Source organism: Gordonia alkaliphila, from assembly GCF_039542465.1.
GTDB classification, from domain to species: domain Bacteria; phylum Actinomycetota; class Actinomycetes; order Mycobacteriales; family Mycobacteriaceae; genus Gordonia; species Gordonia alkaliphila.
This window is the reverse complement of sequence record NZ_BAABIE010000017.1, coordinates 43,067-61,440: the sequence shown is the minus strand read 5'-3', so window position 1 is coordinate 61,440 and position 18,374 is coordinate 43,067. Positions and strand designations below refer to the sequence as shown.

The 18,374-nt window shown below is 67.9% G+C and carries 17 protein-coding genes; 11 read left to right on the top strand and 6 right to left on the bottom strand.

Annotated elements, in window-relative coordinates:
• Positions 1-846 precede the first annotated feature (846 nt).
• Complete coding sequence (locus ABD989_RS15950; protein WP_345314220.1) at positions 847-1,668, top strand: hypothetical protein; 822 nt, start codon at positions 847-849, stop codon at positions 1,666-1,668.
• Between the two features lies 1 nt (position 1,669).
• On the top strand, positions 1,670-2,332 hold the full coding sequence (locus tag ABD989_RS17790) for a DUF5642 family protein (RefSeq protein WP_486327081.1): 663 nt from the start codon (positions 1,670-1,672) through the stop codon (positions 2,330-2,332).
• 63 nt (positions 2,333-2,395) lie between these two features.
• Here ABD989_RS17790 and ABD989_RS15940 read toward each other — a convergent pair whose 3' ends face one another.
• Complete coding sequence (locus ABD989_RS15940) at positions 2,396-3,064, bottom strand: class I SAM-dependent methyltransferase (protein ID WP_345314218.1); 669 nt, start codon at positions 3,062-3,064, stop codon at positions 2,396-2,398.
• A gap of 52 nt (positions 3,065-3,116) precedes the next feature.
• The gene (locus tag ABD989_RS15935; protein WP_345314217.1) at positions 3,117-4,367 is read right to left on the bottom strand and encodes an arginine deiminase; all 1,251 of its coding nucleotides are present in this window, start codon (positions 4,365-4,367) and stop codon (positions 3,117-3,119) included.
• 200 nt (positions 4,368-4,567) lie between these two features.
• Between ABD989_RS15935 and ABD989_RS15930 the strand changes: the two genes are divergently transcribed.
• The 4 genes from ABD989_RS15930 (at position 4,568) to ABD989_RS15915 (ending at position 10,511) form a co-directional block, all read left to right on the top strand.
• Positions 4,568-5,536 (top strand): NADPH:quinone oxidoreductase family protein, encoded by a 969-nt coding sequence (locus ABD989_RS15930; protein WP_345314216.1) that lies wholly within the window; start codon positions 4,568-4,570, stop codon positions 5,534-5,536.
• A gap of 138 nt (positions 5,537-5,674) precedes the next feature.
• Positions 5,675-6,916 (top strand): ABC transporter substrate-binding protein, encoded by a 1,242-nt coding sequence (locus tag ABD989_RS15925; protein WP_425556548.1) that lies wholly within the window; start codon positions 5,675-5,677, stop codon positions 6,914-6,916.
• A gap of 137 nt (positions 6,917-7,053) precedes the next feature.
• Entirely contained in the window at positions 7,054-9,792 is a 2,739-nt protein-coding gene (locus tag ABD989_RS15920; RefSeq protein WP_345314215.1) for an ABC transporter permease subunit, read from the top strand.
• Positions 9,789-10,511 carry an ABC transporter ATP-binding protein gene (locus tag ABD989_RS15915; RefSeq protein WP_246992116.1) on the top strand — a complete coding sequence of 241 codons (723 nt, stop codon included), beginning with the start codon at positions 9,789-9,791 and terminating at the stop codon, positions 10,509-10,511. Before ABD989_RS15920 ends, ABD989_RS15915 begins: the two co-directional genes overlap by 4 nt.
• A 76-nt stretch (positions 10,512-10,587) precedes the next feature.
• Here the strand turns inward: ABD989_RS15915 and ABD989_RS15910 are convergent, their stop codons facing one another.
• The 4 genes from ABD989_RS15910 to ABD989_RS15895 form a co-directional block, all read right to left on the bottom strand.
• The gene (locus ABD989_RS15910; protein ID WP_246992115.1) at positions 10,588-10,965 is read right to left on the bottom strand and encodes a carboxymuconolactone decarboxylase family protein; all 378 of its coding nucleotides are present in this window, start codon (positions 10,963-10,965) and stop codon (positions 10,588-10,590) included.
• Positions 10,962-11,828 (bottom strand): NAD(P)-dependent oxidoreductase, encoded by an 867-nt coding sequence (locus ABD989_RS15905; protein ID WP_345314214.1) that lies wholly within the window; start codon positions 11,826-11,828, stop codon positions 10,962-10,964. The genes ABD989_RS15910 and ABD989_RS15905 overlap by 4 nt, the downstream gene beginning before the upstream one ends.
• A complete protein-coding gene (locus ABD989_RS15900) occupies positions 11,825-12,556 on the bottom strand; it encodes an SDR family oxidoreductase (protein ID WP_345314213.1) in 732 nt (243 codons plus the stop codon). The genes ABD989_RS15905 and ABD989_RS15900 overlap by 4 nt, the downstream gene beginning before the upstream one ends.
• Before the next feature lie 61 nt (positions 12,557-12,617).
• On the bottom strand, positions 12,618-14,084 hold the full coding sequence (locus ABD989_RS15895) for an aldehyde dehydrogenase (RefSeq protein WP_345314212.1): 1,467 nt from the start codon (positions 14,082-14,084) through the stop codon (positions 12,618-12,620).
• Between the two features lie 64 nt (positions 14,085-14,148).
• On the opposite strand from ABD989_RS15895, the gene ABD989_RS15890 reads away from it, so the two are divergent.
• Genes ABD989_RS15890 through ABD989_RS15870 form a run of 5 tightly spaced genes read left to right on the top strand, consistent with a single transcriptional unit; the run spans position 14,149 to position 18,338 of the window.
• Entirely contained in the window at positions 14,149-14,757 is a 609-nt protein-coding gene (locus tag ABD989_RS15890; protein ID WP_345314211.1) for a TetR/AcrR family transcriptional regulator, read from the top strand.
• A complete protein-coding gene (locus ABD989_RS15885) occupies positions 14,754-15,995 on the top strand; it encodes a cytochrome P450 (protein WP_345314210.1) in 1,242 nt (413 codons plus the stop codon). The genes ABD989_RS15890 and ABD989_RS15885 overlap by 4 nt, the downstream gene beginning before the upstream one ends.
• On the top strand, positions 15,995-16,780 hold the full coding sequence (locus ABD989_RS15880; RefSeq protein WP_345314209.1) for an SDR family oxidoreductase: 786 nt from the start codon (positions 15,995-15,997) through the stop codon (positions 16,778-16,780). Before ABD989_RS15885 ends, ABD989_RS15880 begins: the two co-directional genes overlap by 1 nt.
• Entirely contained in the window at positions 16,780-18,147 is a 1,368-nt protein-coding gene (locus tag ABD989_RS15875) for a cytochrome P450 (RefSeq protein ID WP_345314208.1), read from the top strand. Before ABD989_RS15880 ends, ABD989_RS15875 begins: the two co-directional genes overlap by 1 nt.
• Positions 18,147-18,338, top strand: a complete 192-nt coding sequence (locus ABD989_RS15870) for a ferredoxin (RefSeq protein ID WP_246992100.1) — start codon at positions 18,147-18,149, stop codon at positions 18,336-18,338. The genes ABD989_RS15875 and ABD989_RS15870 overlap by 1 nt, the downstream gene beginning before the upstream one ends.
• Positions 18,339-18,374 lie beyond the last annotated feature (36 nt).

Genomic DNA, 18,374 nt, shown 5'->3' with positions numbered 1-18,374 from the left:
TCGGAAGTAAGCTCAGCCATGGGTCCTGTGGTGTGCGTCAAGGGTGTGTAGGAACTTCCATGATCACACCCAGGACCCGCCTACATCTTGTGGTCGCCCGCGCTCGTCCCGAAGCTCACCTACGCACTCTCAGATGCGAAGAGCCCTATTGCAGTCATCGCAGCGATTGGGCTGGCGCATCTGAAGCAGTTTCCGCCAATCGATTCAATACCATCGCCGCAGCGTGGCCGACCAAGCCAGACCGCATCGAGCATGCCGACCTTGACGGCAGTGCCAACTGAAAGGACAGTGAGCCCTTCTCTGAGTCCAAGTGCAACGACCACCCCGCAGGAAGGTTCAGGCGATCTAGAGGGCAGCGAGCAGACCGCAGCGGTCCCTAATGAGATGCCCACAGCCACCGAAACTGCTTATCCTACGGATGCACCGCCCGAAGTCGACTACCCACAGGAGACGCCTCAATCCGGGCCAACTGCTGAAAGCGCGCAGGTTACCGGTGGAGTGGCCGCGGGTGCTTCGGCAGGGGCCGTAGTTGGGACGGTGCAGGGGGGCGTGGAGACTTCTGCGAACGCCTCCGCAAATGGGGCCGAGAACCCGCAGAACGATCCCCCCGCGAGTCAGGCAACTGACGACTCGGCTGGCGGCGAGAAAGACGAGCCTTCTTGGTGGGAGCGTAATGGCGGCAAAGTAATTGCCGGAGGAGTTATCGTCGGGGTTGCCGTCGTCGGTGGTACCTGCATCCTGGCGAGTGCTGGAATGTGTACCGGGGCGGCAGTGACCGGTGGCAGTGCCGCAGTTGGCGCGGTGAGTCAGAGTGATTATGGTCTAGCGGGAGGATAGGAACTTATCGTGATGAAGGACGAATTTTGGAACCACGACGATTTCCATGAGGAACTTCGGGGAAATCGAGCATTTCGTATCGCGTTAGCAGACGTTCCTCCGGAGGAGCGTGGCGCAATTCCAGAGCAGTGGATCACGGCCTTGTCTTTGCCGGATGATAAGTGTGGCGACTATTTGGCCGGAGTTTGGAATGAGCTCTGCCCTCAGCTGCCTAGAGTGGGGCGGTTCATCCGCTCTCACCTTCGTGGTGTTCTTCTGGCAACAATGCCTAGGCGCTATCATTACGTTCGCGATTTCATTTCGGGGCCCCCTGCTGGCGATTGGCGCAAAGATCGGTGGACGGTCCTCATCTACGTATTCGATGGGCTCTCGGAGAGGTTTCCGTATCAACTGTGGTATGGGAAGGTCCCCCATTCTGGGGATCTTCCCGCATGGGGCGACGCTGCCGCTGCTGTCCTCGGGGATCTGCCGAGGCTTCAGGACGGGTTCAAGGAGCTGAGCTTAACCGCAGGGATTCTGTCGATCGAGGACGTGCATTCCATCGCTGATCGATGGATTCGATACACGGATCCTGATCTGGAACAGTTTGAAGTATTCGCCGGTTCCGGCGACGGCGCGACGATCCCGCGGAGCGAATGGCCGGACTTCGACGAAACGTTGGTAGTCGCCGAGTATCTCAGTCAGGAAGCATGCGCGATCGATCTGACTAAAGCCGACGGTTCTGGCTGGGGAGGCTCCTTCAATGGACTCTATCCAGTGGATAGTGTCGCACTTGAGGTGGAAGATATGATCGGCCGCGTGACTGGAGCTATTGAGATGGGCAAATTCTGAGATGGGGTGGGATATGCGTGGGCCCGGATATGTCCTGTGCTCGATAGTGGCGCTGTCGGCGCTAGCGGGTTGTGCTGAATCTTCGAACGGAGTGGAACCTGCGAAGTCGGTGCGAGCCGTCTCGTCGATGCCGACTCCGGAGGGTTTCGCGAGATTGGAAAACCCCAATCGGAGCGCAGCCCGGGACGTAGCGGCAAATCCCCTTCCGCCGGGTTGGACTTTCCAGCCGCAAGAATGTGCTCCGGTGCCGATGGAGGTCAGTGAGAGTGACCTGGCTGAAGTGGAGGTCGTACTGTTCCGATCGACCAGTACGTTCATCGCCGTGGTTGCCTTCGATGCGGGTACCGACGAGGGGTTCGATCTGCCTGATCAATGCGAAGCCACCGCGCTGGCCGGGCCGGACGGGGCCGGCGGCTTCACTGTTCCGTGGCCGATGGAGGAGATCCCCGGTGCGGATGCGGTGCGCGGCACGCACTCGATCCTGCGGGACACACTGACCGATCCGACGTTCAACCAGTTCGTGTTCCTGGCGCAGGTCCGTGGGACGCTGCGCGTGATGGTGGTGGTGGCGCCGGAGATGAACGCGCAGCCGCGCGCCCGGAGCGTCGCCCCCGAACCCGGACTCGCCGCACTGCGCAGCGCGGTGGAGAAACTCGCGGCCTGAACAGCGCTGCCGTCTGCTGCAGTCACCAGGCGACTGCAGCAGACGGCAGAGTGGATAGAGGGGTCAGTCGCGGGTGCGCTGCAAGACCCGCAGGGAGCCGGCGACGCCGACCTCGGTGAACCGGCCCGACTCCAGCGCCTGCTTGTAGATCTCGTACGGGGGACGCCCGCCGTCGGCGGGGTCGGGGAAGACGTCGTGAATCAGCAGCGCGCCGCCGGGGCGCACCCACTGCGCCCAGCCGTCGTAGTCGTTCTGCGCAGCTTCCATGCTGTGGCCGCCGTCGATGAAGACGAAGTCCACCGGGCGGCCCCACATCTTCGCGGCTGCCGTCGACGGCGCCAGCACACCGATCACGGTGCCCTCCAGCCCGGCGTCGAACATGGTCCGGCGGAACCGCGCGGACGTGTCGAGGGTGCCGGTGTGCGGGTCGACGAGCGTGGTGTCGTGATACTCCCAGCCCGGCTGATGCTCCTCCGAACCGCGGTGGTGATCGACGGTGGCCAGCAGGCCGCCGGCCTTCTCGGCGACGTCGCCGAGGAACACCGTCGACTTGCCGCAGTAGGTGCCGACCTCCACCGCCAGGCCCACCGAATCCGGTTGCGCCATAAACACTTTCGCGTGGTCGTACAGGGCGAGTGCTTCGTCGAGCGGGAGGAAGCCGGGGGCCTCTTCGGCCACGGACAGGCGCTGGGCCGACGGCCGGGACGTGGCGTCGGTCGAAGTGGAAGTCATGCTTCGAATCTTAGTGCCCGGGGTCACGGGCGCACGCATGCCGGTCGCCGCCTCACACCTCGAGCGGATCGCGAATGATCGGGCACGTCATGCAGTGGCCGCCGCCGCGGCCGCGCCCCAGCTCTGCGCCGACGATGGTGATCACCTCGATGCCTTCCTTCCGCAGGAGCGCATTGGTGTAGATGTTGCGGTCGTAGGCGAAGACCACACCCGGTTCGACGGCGACCAGATTGTTGCCGCTGTCCCACTGCTGCCGCTCCGAGGCGTACTCGCTGCCGCCGGCCTCCACCACGCGCAGCACGTCGAGGCCGAGGGCCTTGCGGACCACTTCGATGAAGTGCTCGGACTCCTCGATCACCTCCAGACCCGGGTGGCGATCCGATGGGACGAGGGTGACCGGCTTGATCGAGTCGACGATCTTCGGATAGACGGTCACCAGGTCCCGGTCGGCGAACGTGAAGACGGTGTCCAGGTGCATGGCCGACCGCAGGCGCGGCATGCCGGCGACGATGACCTTGCTCGCCTGCCCCGATTCGAACAGCCGCAACGCCACCTGGGTGATGGCCTGCCGCGACGTGCGTTCGCTCATCCCGATGAGGACGAGCCCGTCACCCGGAACCAGGACGTCGCCGCCCTCGATCGTCGACTGCCCCCAGGAGAGCTCCGGGTCGCCCCACAGCACGGTGGAGCCGACGAAGTCGGGATGGAACTCGTAGACGGCCTTCATCAGCAGCGTCTCGTCGTGCCGCGCCGGCCAGTACAGCGGGTTGAGCGTCACGCCGCCGTAGATCCAGCAGGTGGTGTCCCGCGTGTAGAGGGTGTTGGGCAGCGGCGGCATCAGGTACTCGTTGACGCCGCTCGACTCGCGCGCCAGCGCGATGTATCCGGGCCGGAGTTCGGCGGGCAGATCCCGGGTCGACATGCCGCCGATCAGCAGCTCCGCCAGCTCGCGGGACGGCAACCCGTCCAGGTACGACCGGGTCTCCTGCACCAGGCCGACGCCCACGTCGTTGACCACGATCTTGCGATCCAGCAACCACGAGCGGGCGGCGGGATCGTCGACCGTCTCGGCGAGCACGTTGTGCAGTTCGACGACGTCGACCCCGCGGTCGCGCATCTTGGTCATGAAGTCGAAGTGATCGCGCTGAGCGTTTTGGACCCACAGGACGTCGTCGAACAGCAGGTCGGCGGAATTGCTGGGAGTGAGACGCTCGTGTGCCAAGCCCGGCGCGCAGACTAGCACCTTCCGGAGCCAGCCGACCTCGGAGTGGACACCGAAGGCGGCAGACGGGAGATCAGACATGAGGCGGCTCCGCTTCTTCCCGGTGCCATCCGCATCAGCCGCGTGCCGTGCCGCCGGGGTCAAGCGAGATTCATCGGGAGTTCGTCCACTGCACGGTACTCGGGTTCGGGGGCGGCCTCCGGCGAGTCGGCGAAGCACTTCCCGCTCGTGTCCGTCGACGCCGGTGTTCTCCGGTACCGGGCGGAAGTAGGCTCAGGTTCATGAAGGCACAGGTGTTGATCGCAGAGAACGGTCCGGAAAGTCTCGAACTCCAGGAGGTGCCCGATCCGGTCCCCGCACCGGGTCAGGTGGTCGTCGACATCAAGTCGTGCGGCGTGTGTTTCCCCGACTTGCTGATGAGTCAGGGCAAGTACCAGCTGCGGCCGCCGCTGCCGTACACCCCGGGCACCGAGGTGGCCGGGGTGGTCCGCAGCGCCCCCGAGGGGTCGGCGTTCGCGCCGGGCGATCGGGTGCTGGTGGCGTCGTTCCTGGGCGGCTTCGCCGAGCAGGTGGCCGTCGCCGAGCAGCAGCTGTTCCGGCTGCCCGATGCGCTGAGCTTCGACGAGGGCGCGTCGCTGGGCATCAACTTCCAGACCGCGCTGTTCGCCTTGAAGCTGCGCGCGCAGACCGCGCCCGGCGAGGTGGTCGGCGTCCTCGGCGCGGCGGGCGGCGTCGGCACGGCGTCGATCCTGGTGGCCAAGGCCATGGGCGCCAAGGTCATCGCCATCGTGCACCGCACCGGTGCCGAAGAGATGTTGCGCGAACTCGGCGCCGACGAAGTGGTGCAGCTGACCGACGGCTGGAAGGATCGCGTCCTCGAACTGTCCGACGGCGGTGTCGACGTGATGATCGACCCGGTCGGCGGGGAGGTGTTCGACGAGGCGGTCCGCACCGTCGCACCCGACGGCCGTTTCGTGGTGATCGGGTTCGCCGCGGGCGGCATCCCCACCATCAAGCTCAATCGGGTGCTGTTCCGCAACATCGCGATCGTGGGCGCCGCGTGGGGCGAATACATCCGCACGCATCCCGAGGTGCCTGCCCTGCTGCAGGACGATCTGAACGAGATGATCGAGGCCGGGATGCGGCCACCGGTGAACGTCACCTACCCCCTTGAGGACCTGCCGCGGGCCCTCACCGACCTCGCTGAAGGACGTGTGCTAGGGAAGGCCGTCGTCAAGATCGCCGACTGACAAACTGCGCTGACCTGGGCAGTTGCAGATAAACCCGCCGAGACCAAAACGTGTCCGGCGGGTTTTCTGATACGCGGCCGTGTGAGATCTGGAACACGTTACATTCTGGCGGACAACCTTTATCGAAGGGATCTGCAAGTGAACGTATCCACCGGCTTCAAACGCGCAGCGAAATCCACTGCCGTCATGGGCGCCGCCGCGGCACTCGTTTTGGGCGGACTCACCGCGTGTTCCTCGGACGACGACACCGCGTCGAACTCGACGGGCAAGACGACGGAGCTGCCGAGCAATCCGGCGACCGGCGAAGCGATCAAGATCGGCTTCATCGCTCCCGAGGGCGGCCAGATCTCGCTGCCCATGGTGCGCGAGGGCGGTGAAGCGGCGGCCCAGTACATCAACGAGAACGGCGGTGGCATCGGCGGCCACAAGATCGAACTCGTGGTCTGCAAGCAGCACGAGGAGCCGGCCAGCGCGACCAAGTGCGCCAACGAGATGGTGGAGAAGAAGGTCTCCGCCGTCGTGACGCCACTCGGTGCGCAGGGTGCCGTGATGCTCCCGATCATCTCGGGTGCGGGCATTCCCTACGTGGCTCAGGCTCCGGTCTCCCAGGCCGAGATGATCAGCCCGGATGCGTTCATGATCTCCGGCGGCATCATCTCCGTGCTCGGCGGCCAGGCCGCCACCGCCGCCAAGGACGGCTTGAAGAAGGTCACCGTCCTGATCGGCGACACCGGCGACGCCGCCGCTTCGGTGAAGGCGCTCGGCGAGCCGATGTTCAAGCAGGCCGGCGTGGATCTGAAGGTCGTGACGATCCCGGCGGCCACCGCCGACCCCACCCCGCAGATCCAGGCGGGCCTGTCCGACAACCCGGACGCGGTGACCATCCTCGGTGACACCCGCCAGTGCATCCAGGGCATCAAGGCGCTGGAGACCGCCGCACCGGACGTGCAGAAGTACCTGATCGCCAGCTGCCTCGACAAGCCGGTCATCGACGCCGTCGGTGAGGATGCCGTGCTGGGCGCCAAGGCCTTCACCACCGTGAACCTGTCCTCGGACGACGACAGCGTGACCCAGTACCGCAGCGTGATGGCGAAGTACGCGCCCGACACCGACCCGCAGGGTCTGGGCTACCTGGGCTACCAGGTCGTCATGGCGCTGGCCCAGGTCGGCGGCTCGCTGCCCGGCGACGGCGTCGGCCCCGAACAGATGAAGGCCGCGCTGCGCAGCGCCAAGGACGTGCCGGTGCCCGCTGCACCGGGCCTGACCTTCACCTGCGACGGCAAGGCCGTCCCGCAGCTGCCGTCGCTGTGCAGCCGCTCGATCCTCGTCAGCAACGTCGGCGAGAACCTGAAGTACACCGACACGGTCACGGTCAACTGATCGACGCATTATCCGCGGGGGTTCGCCGGGACGCTGTGCGTCCCGGCGGACCCTCCGCTTCTTCCCCGGGATTCCGGTTTCCCGCCTCCGCATTCCGGCTCTTCCGCCTCCGCCTCCTCTGAACGGCACCTTCATCCATGACTGACCATTTGGCCTTCCTCACCCTCGGCCTAGGCAACGGCGCGGTCTTCGCCGCGCTCGGCCTGGCCTTGGTGATGACCTACAAGAGCTCCGGCGTGGTGAACTTCGCGACCGGCGCCATCGCGCTCTACGCGGCCTACACCTACGCCTACCTCCGCCAAGGCGAACTCCTCAATCCCATCCCCGGCTTCCCCACCACGGTGGATCTCGGCGGCAAATGGGATGTGCTGCCCGCGTTGATCGTCTCCGTCGCGATCTCCGCGCTGCTCGGGGTGCTGCTCTATCTGATCGTCTTCCGGCCGCTGCGCACCGCGCCGGCCCTGGCCAAGGCGGTCGCCGCGATCGGCGTGATGCTGGTGATCCAGGCGCTCCTGGCCCTGCGCATCGGACCCGACTCGCCCACCGTGGGCCGGATCTTCCCCAACGAGACCATCAAGGTGGGCGACGTCTCCGTCTCCACCGCCAACTTCTGGTTGGCCGGCGTCATCGTCGGGTTGGCCGTGCTGGCCGCGCTGGTGCTGCGCTACACGCGCTTCGGCATCGCGACCGAAGCCGCCGCGGAATCGGAGAAGGGCGCGCTGGTCACCGGCCTGTCGCCGGACCGGATCGCCGTCGCGAACTGGGCGCTGTCGTCGGCCACCGCAGGCATCGGCGGTGTCCTCATTGCGCCGATGGTGCCGCTCAACTCGGTCGCGTACACCATGTTCATCGTGCCCGCGCTCGCCGCGGCGCTGGTCGGCAACTTCTCCAGCATCGGTCTGACCGTGGCCGCAGGCCTGCTGATCGGCATGCTGCAGTCCGAGGCCACCAAGCTGCAGGTCACCTATGACTGGTTCCCGGATGCGGGTGTCGCCGAGGCCGTGCCGCTGCTGCTGATCATCATCTTCCTGCTCGCCCGCGGCCAACGACTCCCCGGTCGAGGCTCGGTGATCCGGCAGGATCTGGGTCGCTCACCGCGCCCGAACCACGTGCTGATCCCCACCGTCATCTGCGTGGGCATCGCGCTGGCCGCGCTGTTCGGCACCTCCGGCAGCATGCGCTTGGCCGTCATCATGAGCCTGATCTACGGCATCATCGCGCTCAGCCAGGTGGTCGTCACCGGCTACGCCGGCCAGGTCTCGCTGGCGCAGCTGTCCCTGGCCGGTGCCGCGGCCTATTCGCTGTCGCGGTTCACCGTCAACATGGGTCTGCCGTTCCCGCTCGGGGCACTGCTCGCGGCGCTCGTCGCGGCGGCCATCGGTGTCGTCGTCGGACTACCCGCCCTCCGGGTGCGTGGTCTGCCGCTGATGGTGGCCACCCTCGCGCTCGCCGTGTTCCTCGAGGCGTTCTGGTTCCGCAATCCGAGCTTCAACGGCGGCCTGCAGGGCGCGCCGATCAAGGAGCCGTCGTTCTTCGGTCTGGATCTGGGCATCGGTCGCGGCGAAGGCTACCCGCGCATCGCCTTCGGCCTGATGGTCCTGGTGGTTCTGGTGCTCTGCGCGCTGGCCGTGGTGTGGTTGCGTCGGTCGCGGCTGGGCGCGTCCATGCTCGCGGTGCGCGCCAACGAACGCTCGGCGGCCGCCTCCGGCATCAACGTGGGCGCCACCAAGCTGCTGGCCTTCGCGATCGCGTCGTTCCTCGCCGGACTCGGCGGCGTCCTGCTGGCCAGCCAGCAGACGCTGGCGACCGCCGACTCCTACCGCGTGCTCTCCGGCATCGGCCTGTTCGTCATCTTCTACATCGCCGGCGTCACGTCCGTCTCGGGTGCGCTGCTGGCCGGTGTGATGGCGCCCGGCGCCGTGCTGTCGTACGTGCTCGACATCGGTGATTATTACCTGCTCGTCAGCGGCATCCTGCTGGTGGTGACCGTGGTGACCAGTCCCGACGGCATCGTCGGCCAGTTCCAGCAGATCCCGCGCCCGGCGTTCCTGGGCGGCCGCAAGGCCGCGCCGGTCGCCGAGACGATCGACGCCGAGAGCGACAAGCCGCTCGTCGTCGAGCGCACCCCGATCCCCGCCGACGCTATTCCGGTGCTGACCGTCGACGACGTCAGCGTCCGCTACGGCCAGGTGGTAGCCGTCGACGGGGTCAGCTTCGCGCTGCGACCCGGCGAGATCGTCGGCCTGATCGGACCCAACGGTGCGGGCAAGACCACCCTGGTCGACGCCATCAGCGGGTTCGCGTCGAGCACCGGCACGGTGACCCTGGACGGCACCGAACTGAGCGGGATGGCCCCGCATCGTCGTTCGCGGGTCGGCCTGGGCCGCACGTTCCAGGACATCGAGTTGTACGACGACCTGTCGGTGGCCGAGAACGTCACCGTCGGTGTGCGACGGGACAACCACGATGCCGCGGCGACCGTGCAGGAGGTGCTGGCGCTGCTCGACATCGCGCACCTGGCCGACGTCGAAGCTGCGGGTCTGTCGCAGGGCCAGCGCCAGCTGGTCTCGGTGGCCCGCGTGCTCGCCGGGCAGCCGCAAGTCGCGCTGCTCGACGAGCCGGCCGCCGGCCTGGACTCGTCGGAGAGCCGCTGGCTCGGTGAGCGTCTGGCCGCGGCCCGCAACGGCGGCGTCACCATGCTGCTGATCGACCACGACATGGACCTGGTCTTGTCGGTGTGCGACCGGGTGATCGTGCTCGATCTGGGCAAGCTCATCGCCACCGGTACGCCCGACGAGATCCGTGCCAACGCCGACGTGATCGGCGCCTACCTCGGCACCCCGGTGGCCGAAACGAACGAAGAGGTGCAGGCGTGAGCATGCTGACGTTGCAGAAGTTGGATGCGGGCTACCGGGAGGACAGCCCGGTGGTGCGCGGCATCGACCTGACCGTGGAGCGCGGCGAGATCATCGCGTTCCTCGGTCCCAACGGTGCGGGCAAGACCACCACGCTGGAGACGCTCGCGGGCCTGTACCCGCGGCTCGACGGCGAGGTGGAGGTCGACGGTGTCGCCGTGCGCTCCGGCGATCCGCGGTCCGCGGTGCGGGCCGGCCTCGTGTTGGTACCCGACGACCGGGCGCTGTTCCGCGGCCTGTCGTGCGAGCAGAATCTGCGTCTAGCGATCCGGTCGTCGCGTCGGGCGCCGGTCCGCGAGGGCCTGGACCAGGCGCTGGAATGGTTCCCGGCGCTCGGCAAGCGGATGAAAGTGGCCGCGGGGCAGACCTCCGGAGGCGAGCAGCAGATGCTCGCGATCGCCCGGGCCCTGCTGCAGAAGCCGAAGGTGCTGCTGATCGACGAGCTCAGCATGGGCCTGGCACCGGTGATCGTCGAGTCGATCCTGCCGGTGCTGCGCACCGTGGCGGAGGAGCAGGACACCGCGATGATCCTGGTGGAGCAGCACGTGCGGCTGGCGCTGGAAGTGGCCGACCGCGCGGTGGTGCTGGTGCACGGAAACGTCGCGATCGACTGTCCCGCAAGCGAACTCGCGGGCGACCTCGGCCGCCTCGAGTCCGCCTACCTGGGGGCCACCGCCTGACCCGAGCTCCATGAGGAAGGGGCCCGTCCACCGCATGAGCGGTCGGACGGGCCCCTTCTTGCTGCCGCGCGGGCGGCTACTTCTTCTTGTGCTGCTTGATCTGCTCGCCGAACATCATCGTCATCTTGGTGCCCAGCGGCCAGCCCACGTAGTAGCAGAGGAACAGGCCGATCTCGTTCAGCTCCTCCGGGGTGAGCTCACCGTTGCCGAGGGCGGCACCGGCCTGGATCTCGGCGACGTCGACCATGCCGTTGGCCGCGAGCGCCCCCAGCAGGATCAGGCGACGGTCCCGGTGGGACAGGCCCTCGCGCGACCAGACTTCGCCGAAGACCTGGTCGGCGGTGTGGGCGAAGAAGTCGCCCGGGCCGTCGGCCATCTCCCAGCCGTACACCTCCGACATCACCCGCAGGCCCTTCTGGCGCTGCGCGGACGGTCCGGTGGTCGATTCGGTCATGCCTGTTCTCCTTCGGGATGGGGGACGCCGAGGCCGGCGGCCAGGTCGCGCAGGGCGAGTTCGCCGAGCGGAAGGTCGACGCCGAGCTGCCGTCCGGCGGCGAGGGCGAGGCCGAGGTCCTTCTCGCCCAACTCGCGGACGTGGGTGAAGATCGAATACCAGAAGTCGTCCGGGTCGATCGGGGTGGTGGTCTCGCGGAGCATGATCGCGCCGGCGCCGCCGGTGATGGCATCGGTGTGCCGCACCACGCGGCCGAGCTTGGCCAGGTCGAGGCCGGAGGCCTCCGCGAGGCGAGCCGCTTCGGTGGTCGCGGCGAACGAGATGAAGTGCAACAGGTTGCGCGCCAACTTCATTCGGGTGCCGGCGCCCACCTCGCCGGCGTGTACGAGCATGTCGCCGGCCAGCGTGAACGGCTCCTTGATCGACTCGTAGGCCGCGCGCGGGCCGCCGAACATGATCGCCAGGCGACCCTGCTCGGCGCCCGGCGCGCCGCCGGAGATGGGGGCGTCGAGCAGCGTCACGCCGCGCTCGGCGCAGACCGCGGCCAACTCCACCGCGGTCTCCGGGGAGATGGTCGAATGCACGGTGATCACGGCGCCGTCGCGGGCGGTGGGGAGCAGGCCGTCGACCACGGTGCGGACCTGGGCGTCGTTCACCACACAGATGCCGATCACGTCGGCCGATGCGGCGAGCGCGGCGAGGTCGGCGGCCGCCGTCGCACCGTTGGCGACCAGCGCGGCGACCGCCTCGTCGTTCAGATCGAAGACGTCCAGACCGCCGGGCCAGGCGGCCAGCCGCCCGGCCATCGGGGCGCCGATGTTGCCCAGGCCGACGTAGCCGAGCCGCAGCGTGTCGTCGGTCATGAACGGATGACCTGCCCGCCGTCGACGTTGAAGATCTGGCCGGTGACCCAGTCGGCCTCGGCCGACAGCAGGAACAGGCACATGCCGACCAGGTCTTCCGGGGTGCCCAGGCGCTTGAGCGGCAGTCGGCTCACCATCTCCTGCACGATCTCCTGCGGGGTGCTGGTGCGGGTGGCCTCGGTGTCGATCGGGCCGGGGGCGATGGCGTTGACCCGGATGCCCTGCCCGCCGAGCTCGACGGCGAGCTGCTGGGTGAGGCCGTTCACGCCGACCTTGGCCAGACCGTAGAAGCCGCTGTAGAGCCAAGCGGCCGTGGAGGATTGGTTCACGATCGCGCTGCCGGAGGGCATGTGCGGGTACACCGCGCGCGTCACGTTGAGGGCGCCGTCGAGGTTCACCGACATGAACTTCTTGTAGTAGTCCCACGGCACGGTGATGAGGAAGTCGAGCTTCATGCCGCCGTAGATGGCGGCGTTGTTCACCAGCAGATCGATCTTGCCGTGGCGTTCGACGACGGCCGCCGCGAGCGCGGCCGCCGAGTCCGGATCGGCGACGTCGGTGTGCACGTAGAGGCCGCCGAGGGAGTCGGCCACCGCCTGGCCGGCTTCGTCGTTGACGTCGGCGATCACCACGGTGGCTCCTTCAGCGGCCAACGCGCGTGCGTAGGCCTCGCCGATGCCGCCGGCGGCGCCGGTGACGATCGCGACCTTGTCGGTGAAACGGCTCATGGGTGGGGTTCCTTTCGAGAGTGGGTGCAGCAGAAGGGGATTGGTGGGTCGAGATCAGGCGTCAGGCGGGGCGGGCGACGGCCTTGGTCTCCAGGTATTCGGCGAAGCCGGCGACGCCCATCTCGCGGCCGATGCCGGACTGTTTGTAGCCGCCGAAGGGCACGTCGGCGGAGTACCAGATGCCGCCGTTGATGCCCATGGTTCCGGTGCGGACACCGTCGACCACGTGGTTGATGCGCGCCGGGTCGGTGCCCCACACCTGGCCGGAGAGGCCGTAGGGGGAGTCGTTGGCGATCGCGATCGCGTCGTCGTCGCCGTCGTGCGCCAGGATCACCAGCACCGGACCGAAGATCTCCTCCTGCGCGACGCGGGCGGAGTTGTCCAGGCCGGAGATCAGCGTGGGGGAGACGAAGTAGCCGTGTTCGCGGTCCGCGGGTCGGCCGCCGCCGGTCTCGACGGTGCCGCCCTCGGCCACCGCGAGGGCGATGTACTCCTCGACGCGGTCGCGCTGGCGCGCGGAGATCAGCGGGCCGCAAATGGTTCCGGGCTCGGTCGGGTCGGCGGCGGGCAGCCCGGCGAGGGCGTTGCGCGTCAGTTCGGTGGCTTCGGCGAGCTTCTCGCGCGGCACCACCAGGCGGGTGGTGATGGCGCAGCCCTGGCCGGCGTGGGTCACCACGTTGAAGGCGGCCATCGCGCAGGCGGCGCCGAGGTCGGCGTCGTCGAGCACCAGGAACGCGGACTTGCCGCCGAGTTCCAGGAACACCTTCTTCAATGACGCTGCGGCACTGGCCATCACGGCGCGCCCGGTGGCGGTGGAGCCGGTGAACGAGATCAGGTCCACCCGCGGATCGGCGGTCAGCTGCGCGCCGAGTTCGTGGTCGGTGGAGGTGACGATGTTGATGACGCCGGCCGGGATGTCGGTCTCCTCGGCGATCACCTTGCCCACCAGGGCCGCGCACCACGGGGTGTCCGGGGCGGCCTTGAGGACCACGGTGCAGCCGGCGGCCAGGGCCGGGCCGATTTTGGCGAAGTTGATCTGGTGCGGGAAGTTCCACGGGGTGATGGCACCGACCACGCCGACCGCCTCCGACCGCAGCTCGCGATGGTTCTTGATGCCCATCGGCGACGCCTCACCGAGGTCGACGGTCCAGTCGTAGCTCTCGGCGAGCCCGGCGAAGTAGTCGAGGTCGTTCATCGGGCCCTCCAGCTGCGGGCCGTGGGTGAGGAACACGGGGCACCCGACCTCGGCGACGGTCAGCTCGCGCAGCTCGTCGAAGTGCCCGGCCAGTGCCTCGCGCAGCTGGCGCAGGCACGTCGCGCGGAAGGCGTGGTCGCGGGACCAGTCGGTGGTGTCGAAGGCGGCCCGCGCGGCGGCGATCGCGGCGTCCATATCGGCCGCGGTGGCCTGGGCCGCCTGGCCGATCACCTCCTCGGTGGCCGGGTCCACGACGTCGTAGGTGCCGCCGGACCCGGCGACGAGTTTGCCGTCGATCAGCAGGTCGGAGGCGAAATCAGGGCGAAGAGTCATGTGCTGGAACTCCATCTGGACAGGTGTCTGGACTCGAATCTGAACCTAGTGTAGCGTCGGTCACATGTCCAGCGTCGTGTCCCAGGAATCCACGCGCCGCCGTCTCACGCCGCAACAGGCCGAGACGGTGGCCAGGCTCGCTGATGCCGCCGTCGAGGTGCTCAACGAGGACGGCTTCGACGGGCTGACGGTGCGGGCGGTGGCCAAGCGCGCCGGCGTGGCGCCGGCCACCGCGTACACCTACTTCTCGTCGAAGAACCACCTGGTGGCCGAGGTCTTCTGGCGCCGGCTGGCCGACGGCGTGCCCGCGCCCGACCCGGACCTCGACCCCGTCGAACGCGTCGCGCAGGTGCTGCGCGGGGTGTCGATGGTGGTGGCCGGGGAGGGGCAGCTCGGCGGCGCGGTGACCGTCGCGCTGCTCGGCGCCGACCCCGACGTCGAACACCTGCGACTGCGCGTCGGCGGCTTCATCCGGCAGCGCCTGGCCCAAGCCCTCGACACCGATCCGGCCGATCCGGGCCCCGTCGTCGACGCCCTGGAAATGCTCTACGCCGGCGGCCTGGTGCACGCCGGCATGGGCCACCTCACCTACGAGCAGACGTCCGAGCGGCTCGTCGCCGCCGCACGACTGCTCTTGACCGATCAGCCCCCTCTCGATCAGGAGACCCGATGACTGCCGCAGCCGACCGGGGGATGCAGACGCTCATCCCGTTCGACCCCTACTCGTACGACCTGCACGAAGACCCGTACCCGACGTACGCGCGCCTGCGCGCCGAAGCGCCGGTGTACTACAACTCCGACGGCGACTTCTGGGCCCTGGCCCGGCACACCGACGTGGCCGCCGGCTTCCGCGACAACGTGCGCCTCTCCAACAGCTGGGGCGTGTCCATCGACCCGGCGTCGTACACCCCGCACGCGGAGAAGTCGATGAGCTTCTTGGCCATGGACGACCCGCGCCACCTGCGGTTGCGCAAGCTGGTCTCCAAGGGATTCACGCCGCGTCGCGTCAGCGAGCTGGCCGGGCGGATCGCCGAACTCACCGCGCAGCACTGGGACAAGTGCCTGCAGATGGGTCAGTTCGACTACGTCAACGACTTCGCCGGCCTGCTGCCGATGGACGTGGTCTCCGAACTGCTGGGTGTCGGCCCCGCCGATCGGGCGCACCTGCGCACCCAGTCGGACCTGCTGATCCACCGCGAGGAGGGCGTCACCGACGTCCCCGAGGCGGCGATCTACGCCTACCTCGAGCTGCACCGCTACTACACCGAGCTGCTCGCCGACCGCCGGAAGAACCTCGGCGACGACCTGGTGTCGGCGTTGATCCAAGCGGAGATGGTCGGCGACGACGGCGAACTCGCGCGGCTGAGCGACGAGGAGATCATCGGCTTCATGATGCTGATGGTGGTGGCCGGCAACGAGACCACCACCAAACTGCTGGCCAACTCGGTGTTCTGGGGCAACCGCAATCGCGGCGAACTGGCCAAGGTGCTCGACGACCCGGGCGAGCAGCAGGTGAGCGACTGGGTGGAGGAGACCCTCCGCTACGACACGTCGACGCAGATGCTGCTGCGGCGCGTCAGCGAAGCCGTCGAGTTCGGCGGTCACCGGATCGAGGCCGGGCAGCGGATCCTGCTGCTGGTGGGCTCGGCCAACCGCGACGAAGAGGTCTTCGGGCCCGACGCCGGCCGCTTCCGCCTGGGCCGCGACGTGAGCCGCACCATCATGAGCTTCGGCCTCGGCACCCACTTCTGCCTCGGCGCGCACCTCGCGCGCTTGGAGACCAACATCGGGCTGGCCGAGTTGGCTCGAACCGTCCGCAGCTACGAGATCGACGAGGCCGCCGCCGAGCGCGTGCACTCGGTCAATGTGCGCGGCTTCGCGCACCTCCCGATGACGGTGCAGGCCCGCTGATGGCACTGATTCCGCATCCGGAGCGTCGTCCCGTCCTGGTGGCCGGAGCGTCGTCGGGCATCGGTGCCGCGACCGCCGAATGGTTCGCGGCCGCCGGCTATCCGGTGGCCCTGGCCGCGCGTCGCCTCGACGTCCTCGACGAACTCGCCGACAAGATCCGCGCCGCCGGCGGCGAAGCGGTCGCGGTCCGCATGGACGTGACCGACGACGCGTCGGTGGTCGACGCGGTGGCCCGTGCCAGCGAGGCGCTCGGCGGGCTGGAGATCGTCGTCGCCGGTGCCGGTGACCTGGCGATCGGCCTGACCCACCAGATCACGCCGGACGAGTTCGCCGCGCAGATCGATATCCACCTCAACGGGGCCTTCCGCATCTACCGCGCGACGATCGGACCGATGATCGAACGCGGCCGCGGCGACTTCGTCTTCATCGGGTCCGACGTCGCCAAGCGACCCCGCCCGTGGTCGGCCGCGTACGTCGCCGCCAAGTCGGGGATCGACGGCCTGGTCGCCACCATCGGCATGGAGCTGGAGGGCACCGGCGTCCGCGTCGGCGTGGTCCGGCCCGGGCAGACGCTCACCGGGATGGGCATGAACCTCGACCAGAAGCAGACCGAGGACATGCTCAACGACTGGATCAAGTTCGGGCTGGCCCGGCACGGAAACTTCCTGAGCCCCGAGCACCTGGCGCAGGGCATTCACGCGATGGTCACCATGCCGCGCGGCGCGCACCTGCGCGAACTGGAGATCGAAGCCGAAGGCGCAATCGCCAAGAAGGGAAACCACTGATGACCACGCTGCTCACCCCGCGTCGCGTTTCCGGCGGCGAGGAATCCCACGGGCATCTGACCGAGCTGGCCACCGATCCGATCGCGCTGTTCTGGCGGGTCCGCGAGGAGTGCGGCGACATCGGCATGTTCCAGCTCGCCGACCGCGAGATCGTGCTGGTCTCCGGAGCCGCGGCGAACGAGGAGTTCTTCCGCGCGCCCGACGAACTGCTCGATCAAGCCGCGGCGTATCCCTTCATGACGCCGGTCTTCGGCGAGGGCGTCGTCTTCGACACCAGCCCGGAGCGGCGCAGCGAGATGCTGCACAACCAGGCCCTCAAGGGGCCGCACATGAAGCAGCACGCGGTCACCATCCCCGCCGAGGTGGAACGGATGATCGCCGACTGGGGCGACGAAGGCGAGATCGACCTGCTGGAGTTCTTCGGCGAGCTGACGCTGTACACGTCGTCGTCGTGCCTGATCGGACGCAAGTTCCGCGAGGAACTCAACGCCCACATCGCCGATCTCTACCACGATCTGGAGAAGGGCACCGACCCGATGGCCTACGTGGACGCCCACGCGGACATCGAGAGCTTCCGCCGTCGGGACGCGGCCCGCGCGGAGCTGGTGGAGTTCATCAGCGGCGTGATGGAGGGGCGGATCGCGAACCCGCCGGCCGACAAGGACGACCGCGACCTGATGGACGTGTTGGTGTCGGTCCGCAACGACGACGGCACGCTGATGTTCAGCCCGGACACCGTCACCGGCATCTTCATCTCGATGATGTTCGCCGGTCACCACACCACCTCCGGCACCGCGGCGTGGACGCTGCTGGAACTGCTGCGCAACCCCGACTACCTCGATCAGGTGGTCGCCGAGCTCGACGACATCTACGAGGACAAGGGCGAAGGGCGCGCGGAATACTCGTTCGCCGCCATGCGCCAGATCCCGAAACTCGAAGCGGCACTGAAGGAGACGCTGCGCCTGCACCCGCCGCTCATCGTGCTCATGCGGGTGGTGCAGGAGGATTTCGTGATCGAGGGACATCAGGTGCGTGCGGGGCAGACCATCGCGGTCTCGCCTGCCGTCTCCAACCGTCTGCCGCAGGACTTCCCGAACCCCGACGCCTTCGACCCGGACCGCAATCTGGTTCCGCGCCAAGAGGATCTGGCCAACCGGTGGACGTGGATCCCGTTCGGGGCCGGCCGACACCGTTGCGTCGGTGCGCAATTCGCCATGATGCAGTTGAAGGCGATCTTCTCGGTGCTGCTGCAGAACTACGAGTTCGAGCTGGCGCAGCCGGCCGACTCGTACCGCAACGACCACTCCAAGATGGTGGTCCAGCTGGCCAAGCCGTGCAACGTGCGGTACCGCCGCCGGAGCGTCTGATGCGCGTCGAAGTGGATCTGGACCTCTGCCAGGGACACGGCATGTGCGAGATGGAAGCGCCGGATGTCTTTGCCGCACACCGCGATCACGTGGAGATCCTCAACCCGAACCCCGACGAATCGCAGCGCGCCGCAGTGACCGCCGCGGTGCAGTACTGCCCCACGCAGGCACTGCGGATCGTCGAAGACTGATTCCGAACACCCTCAAGACCCGAATACCTCAAGACT

Coding starts and splice junctions, on each gene's coding strand:
- ABD989_RS17790 (WP_486327081.1), top strand. CDS start 1,670: ATGGGGTGGGATATGCGTGGGCCCGGATATGTCCTGTGCTCGATAGTG.
- ABD989_RS15940 (WP_345314218.1), bottom strand. CDS start 3,064: ATGACTTCCACTTCGACCGACGCCACGTCCCGGCCGTCGGCCCAGCGC.
- ABD989_RS15935 (WP_345314217.1), bottom strand. CDS start 4,367: ATGTCTGATCTCCCGTCTGCCGCCTTCGGTGTCCACTCCGAGGTCGGC.
- ABD989_RS15930 (WP_345314216.1), top strand. CDS start 4,568: ATGAAGGCACAGGTGTTGATCGCAGAGAACGGTCCGGAAAGTCTCGAA.
- ABD989_RS15920 (WP_345314215.1), top strand. CDS start 7,054: ATGACTGACCATTTGGCCTTCCTCACCCTCGGCCTAGGCAACGGCGCG.
- ABD989_RS15910 (WP_246992115.1), bottom strand. CDS start 10,965: ATGACCGAATCGACCACCGGACCGTCCGCGCAGCGCCAGAAGGGCCTG.
- ABD989_RS15905 (WP_345314214.1), bottom strand. CDS start 11,828: ATGACCGACGACACGCTGCGGCTCGGCTACGTCGGCCTGGGCAACATC.
- ABD989_RS15900 (WP_345314213.1), bottom strand. CDS start 12,556: ATGAGCCGTTTCACCGACAAGGTCGCGATCGTCACCGGCGCCGCCGGC.
- ABD989_RS15895 (WP_345314212.1), bottom strand. CDS start 14,084: ATGACTCTTCGCCCTGATTTCGCCTCCGACCTGCTGATCGACGGCAAA.
- ABD989_RS15890 (WP_345314211.1), top strand. CDS start 14,149: ATGTCCAGCGTCGTGTCCCAGGAATCCACGCGCCGCCGTCTCACGCCG.
- ABD989_RS15885 (WP_345314210.1), top strand. CDS start 14,754: ATGACTGCCGCAGCCGACCGGGGGATGCAGACGCTCATCCCGTTCGAC.
- ABD989_RS15880 (WP_345314209.1), top strand. CDS start 15,995: ATGGCACTGATTCCGCATCCGGAGCGTCGTCCCGTCCTGGTGGCCGGA.
- ABD989_RS15875 (WP_345314208.1), top strand. CDS start 16,780: ATGACCACGCTGCTCACCCCGCGTCGCGTTTCCGGCGGCGAGGAATCC.
- ABD989_RS15870 (WP_246992100.1), top strand. CDS start 18,147: ATGCGCGTCGAAGTGGATCTGGACCTCTGCCAGGGACACGGCATGTGC.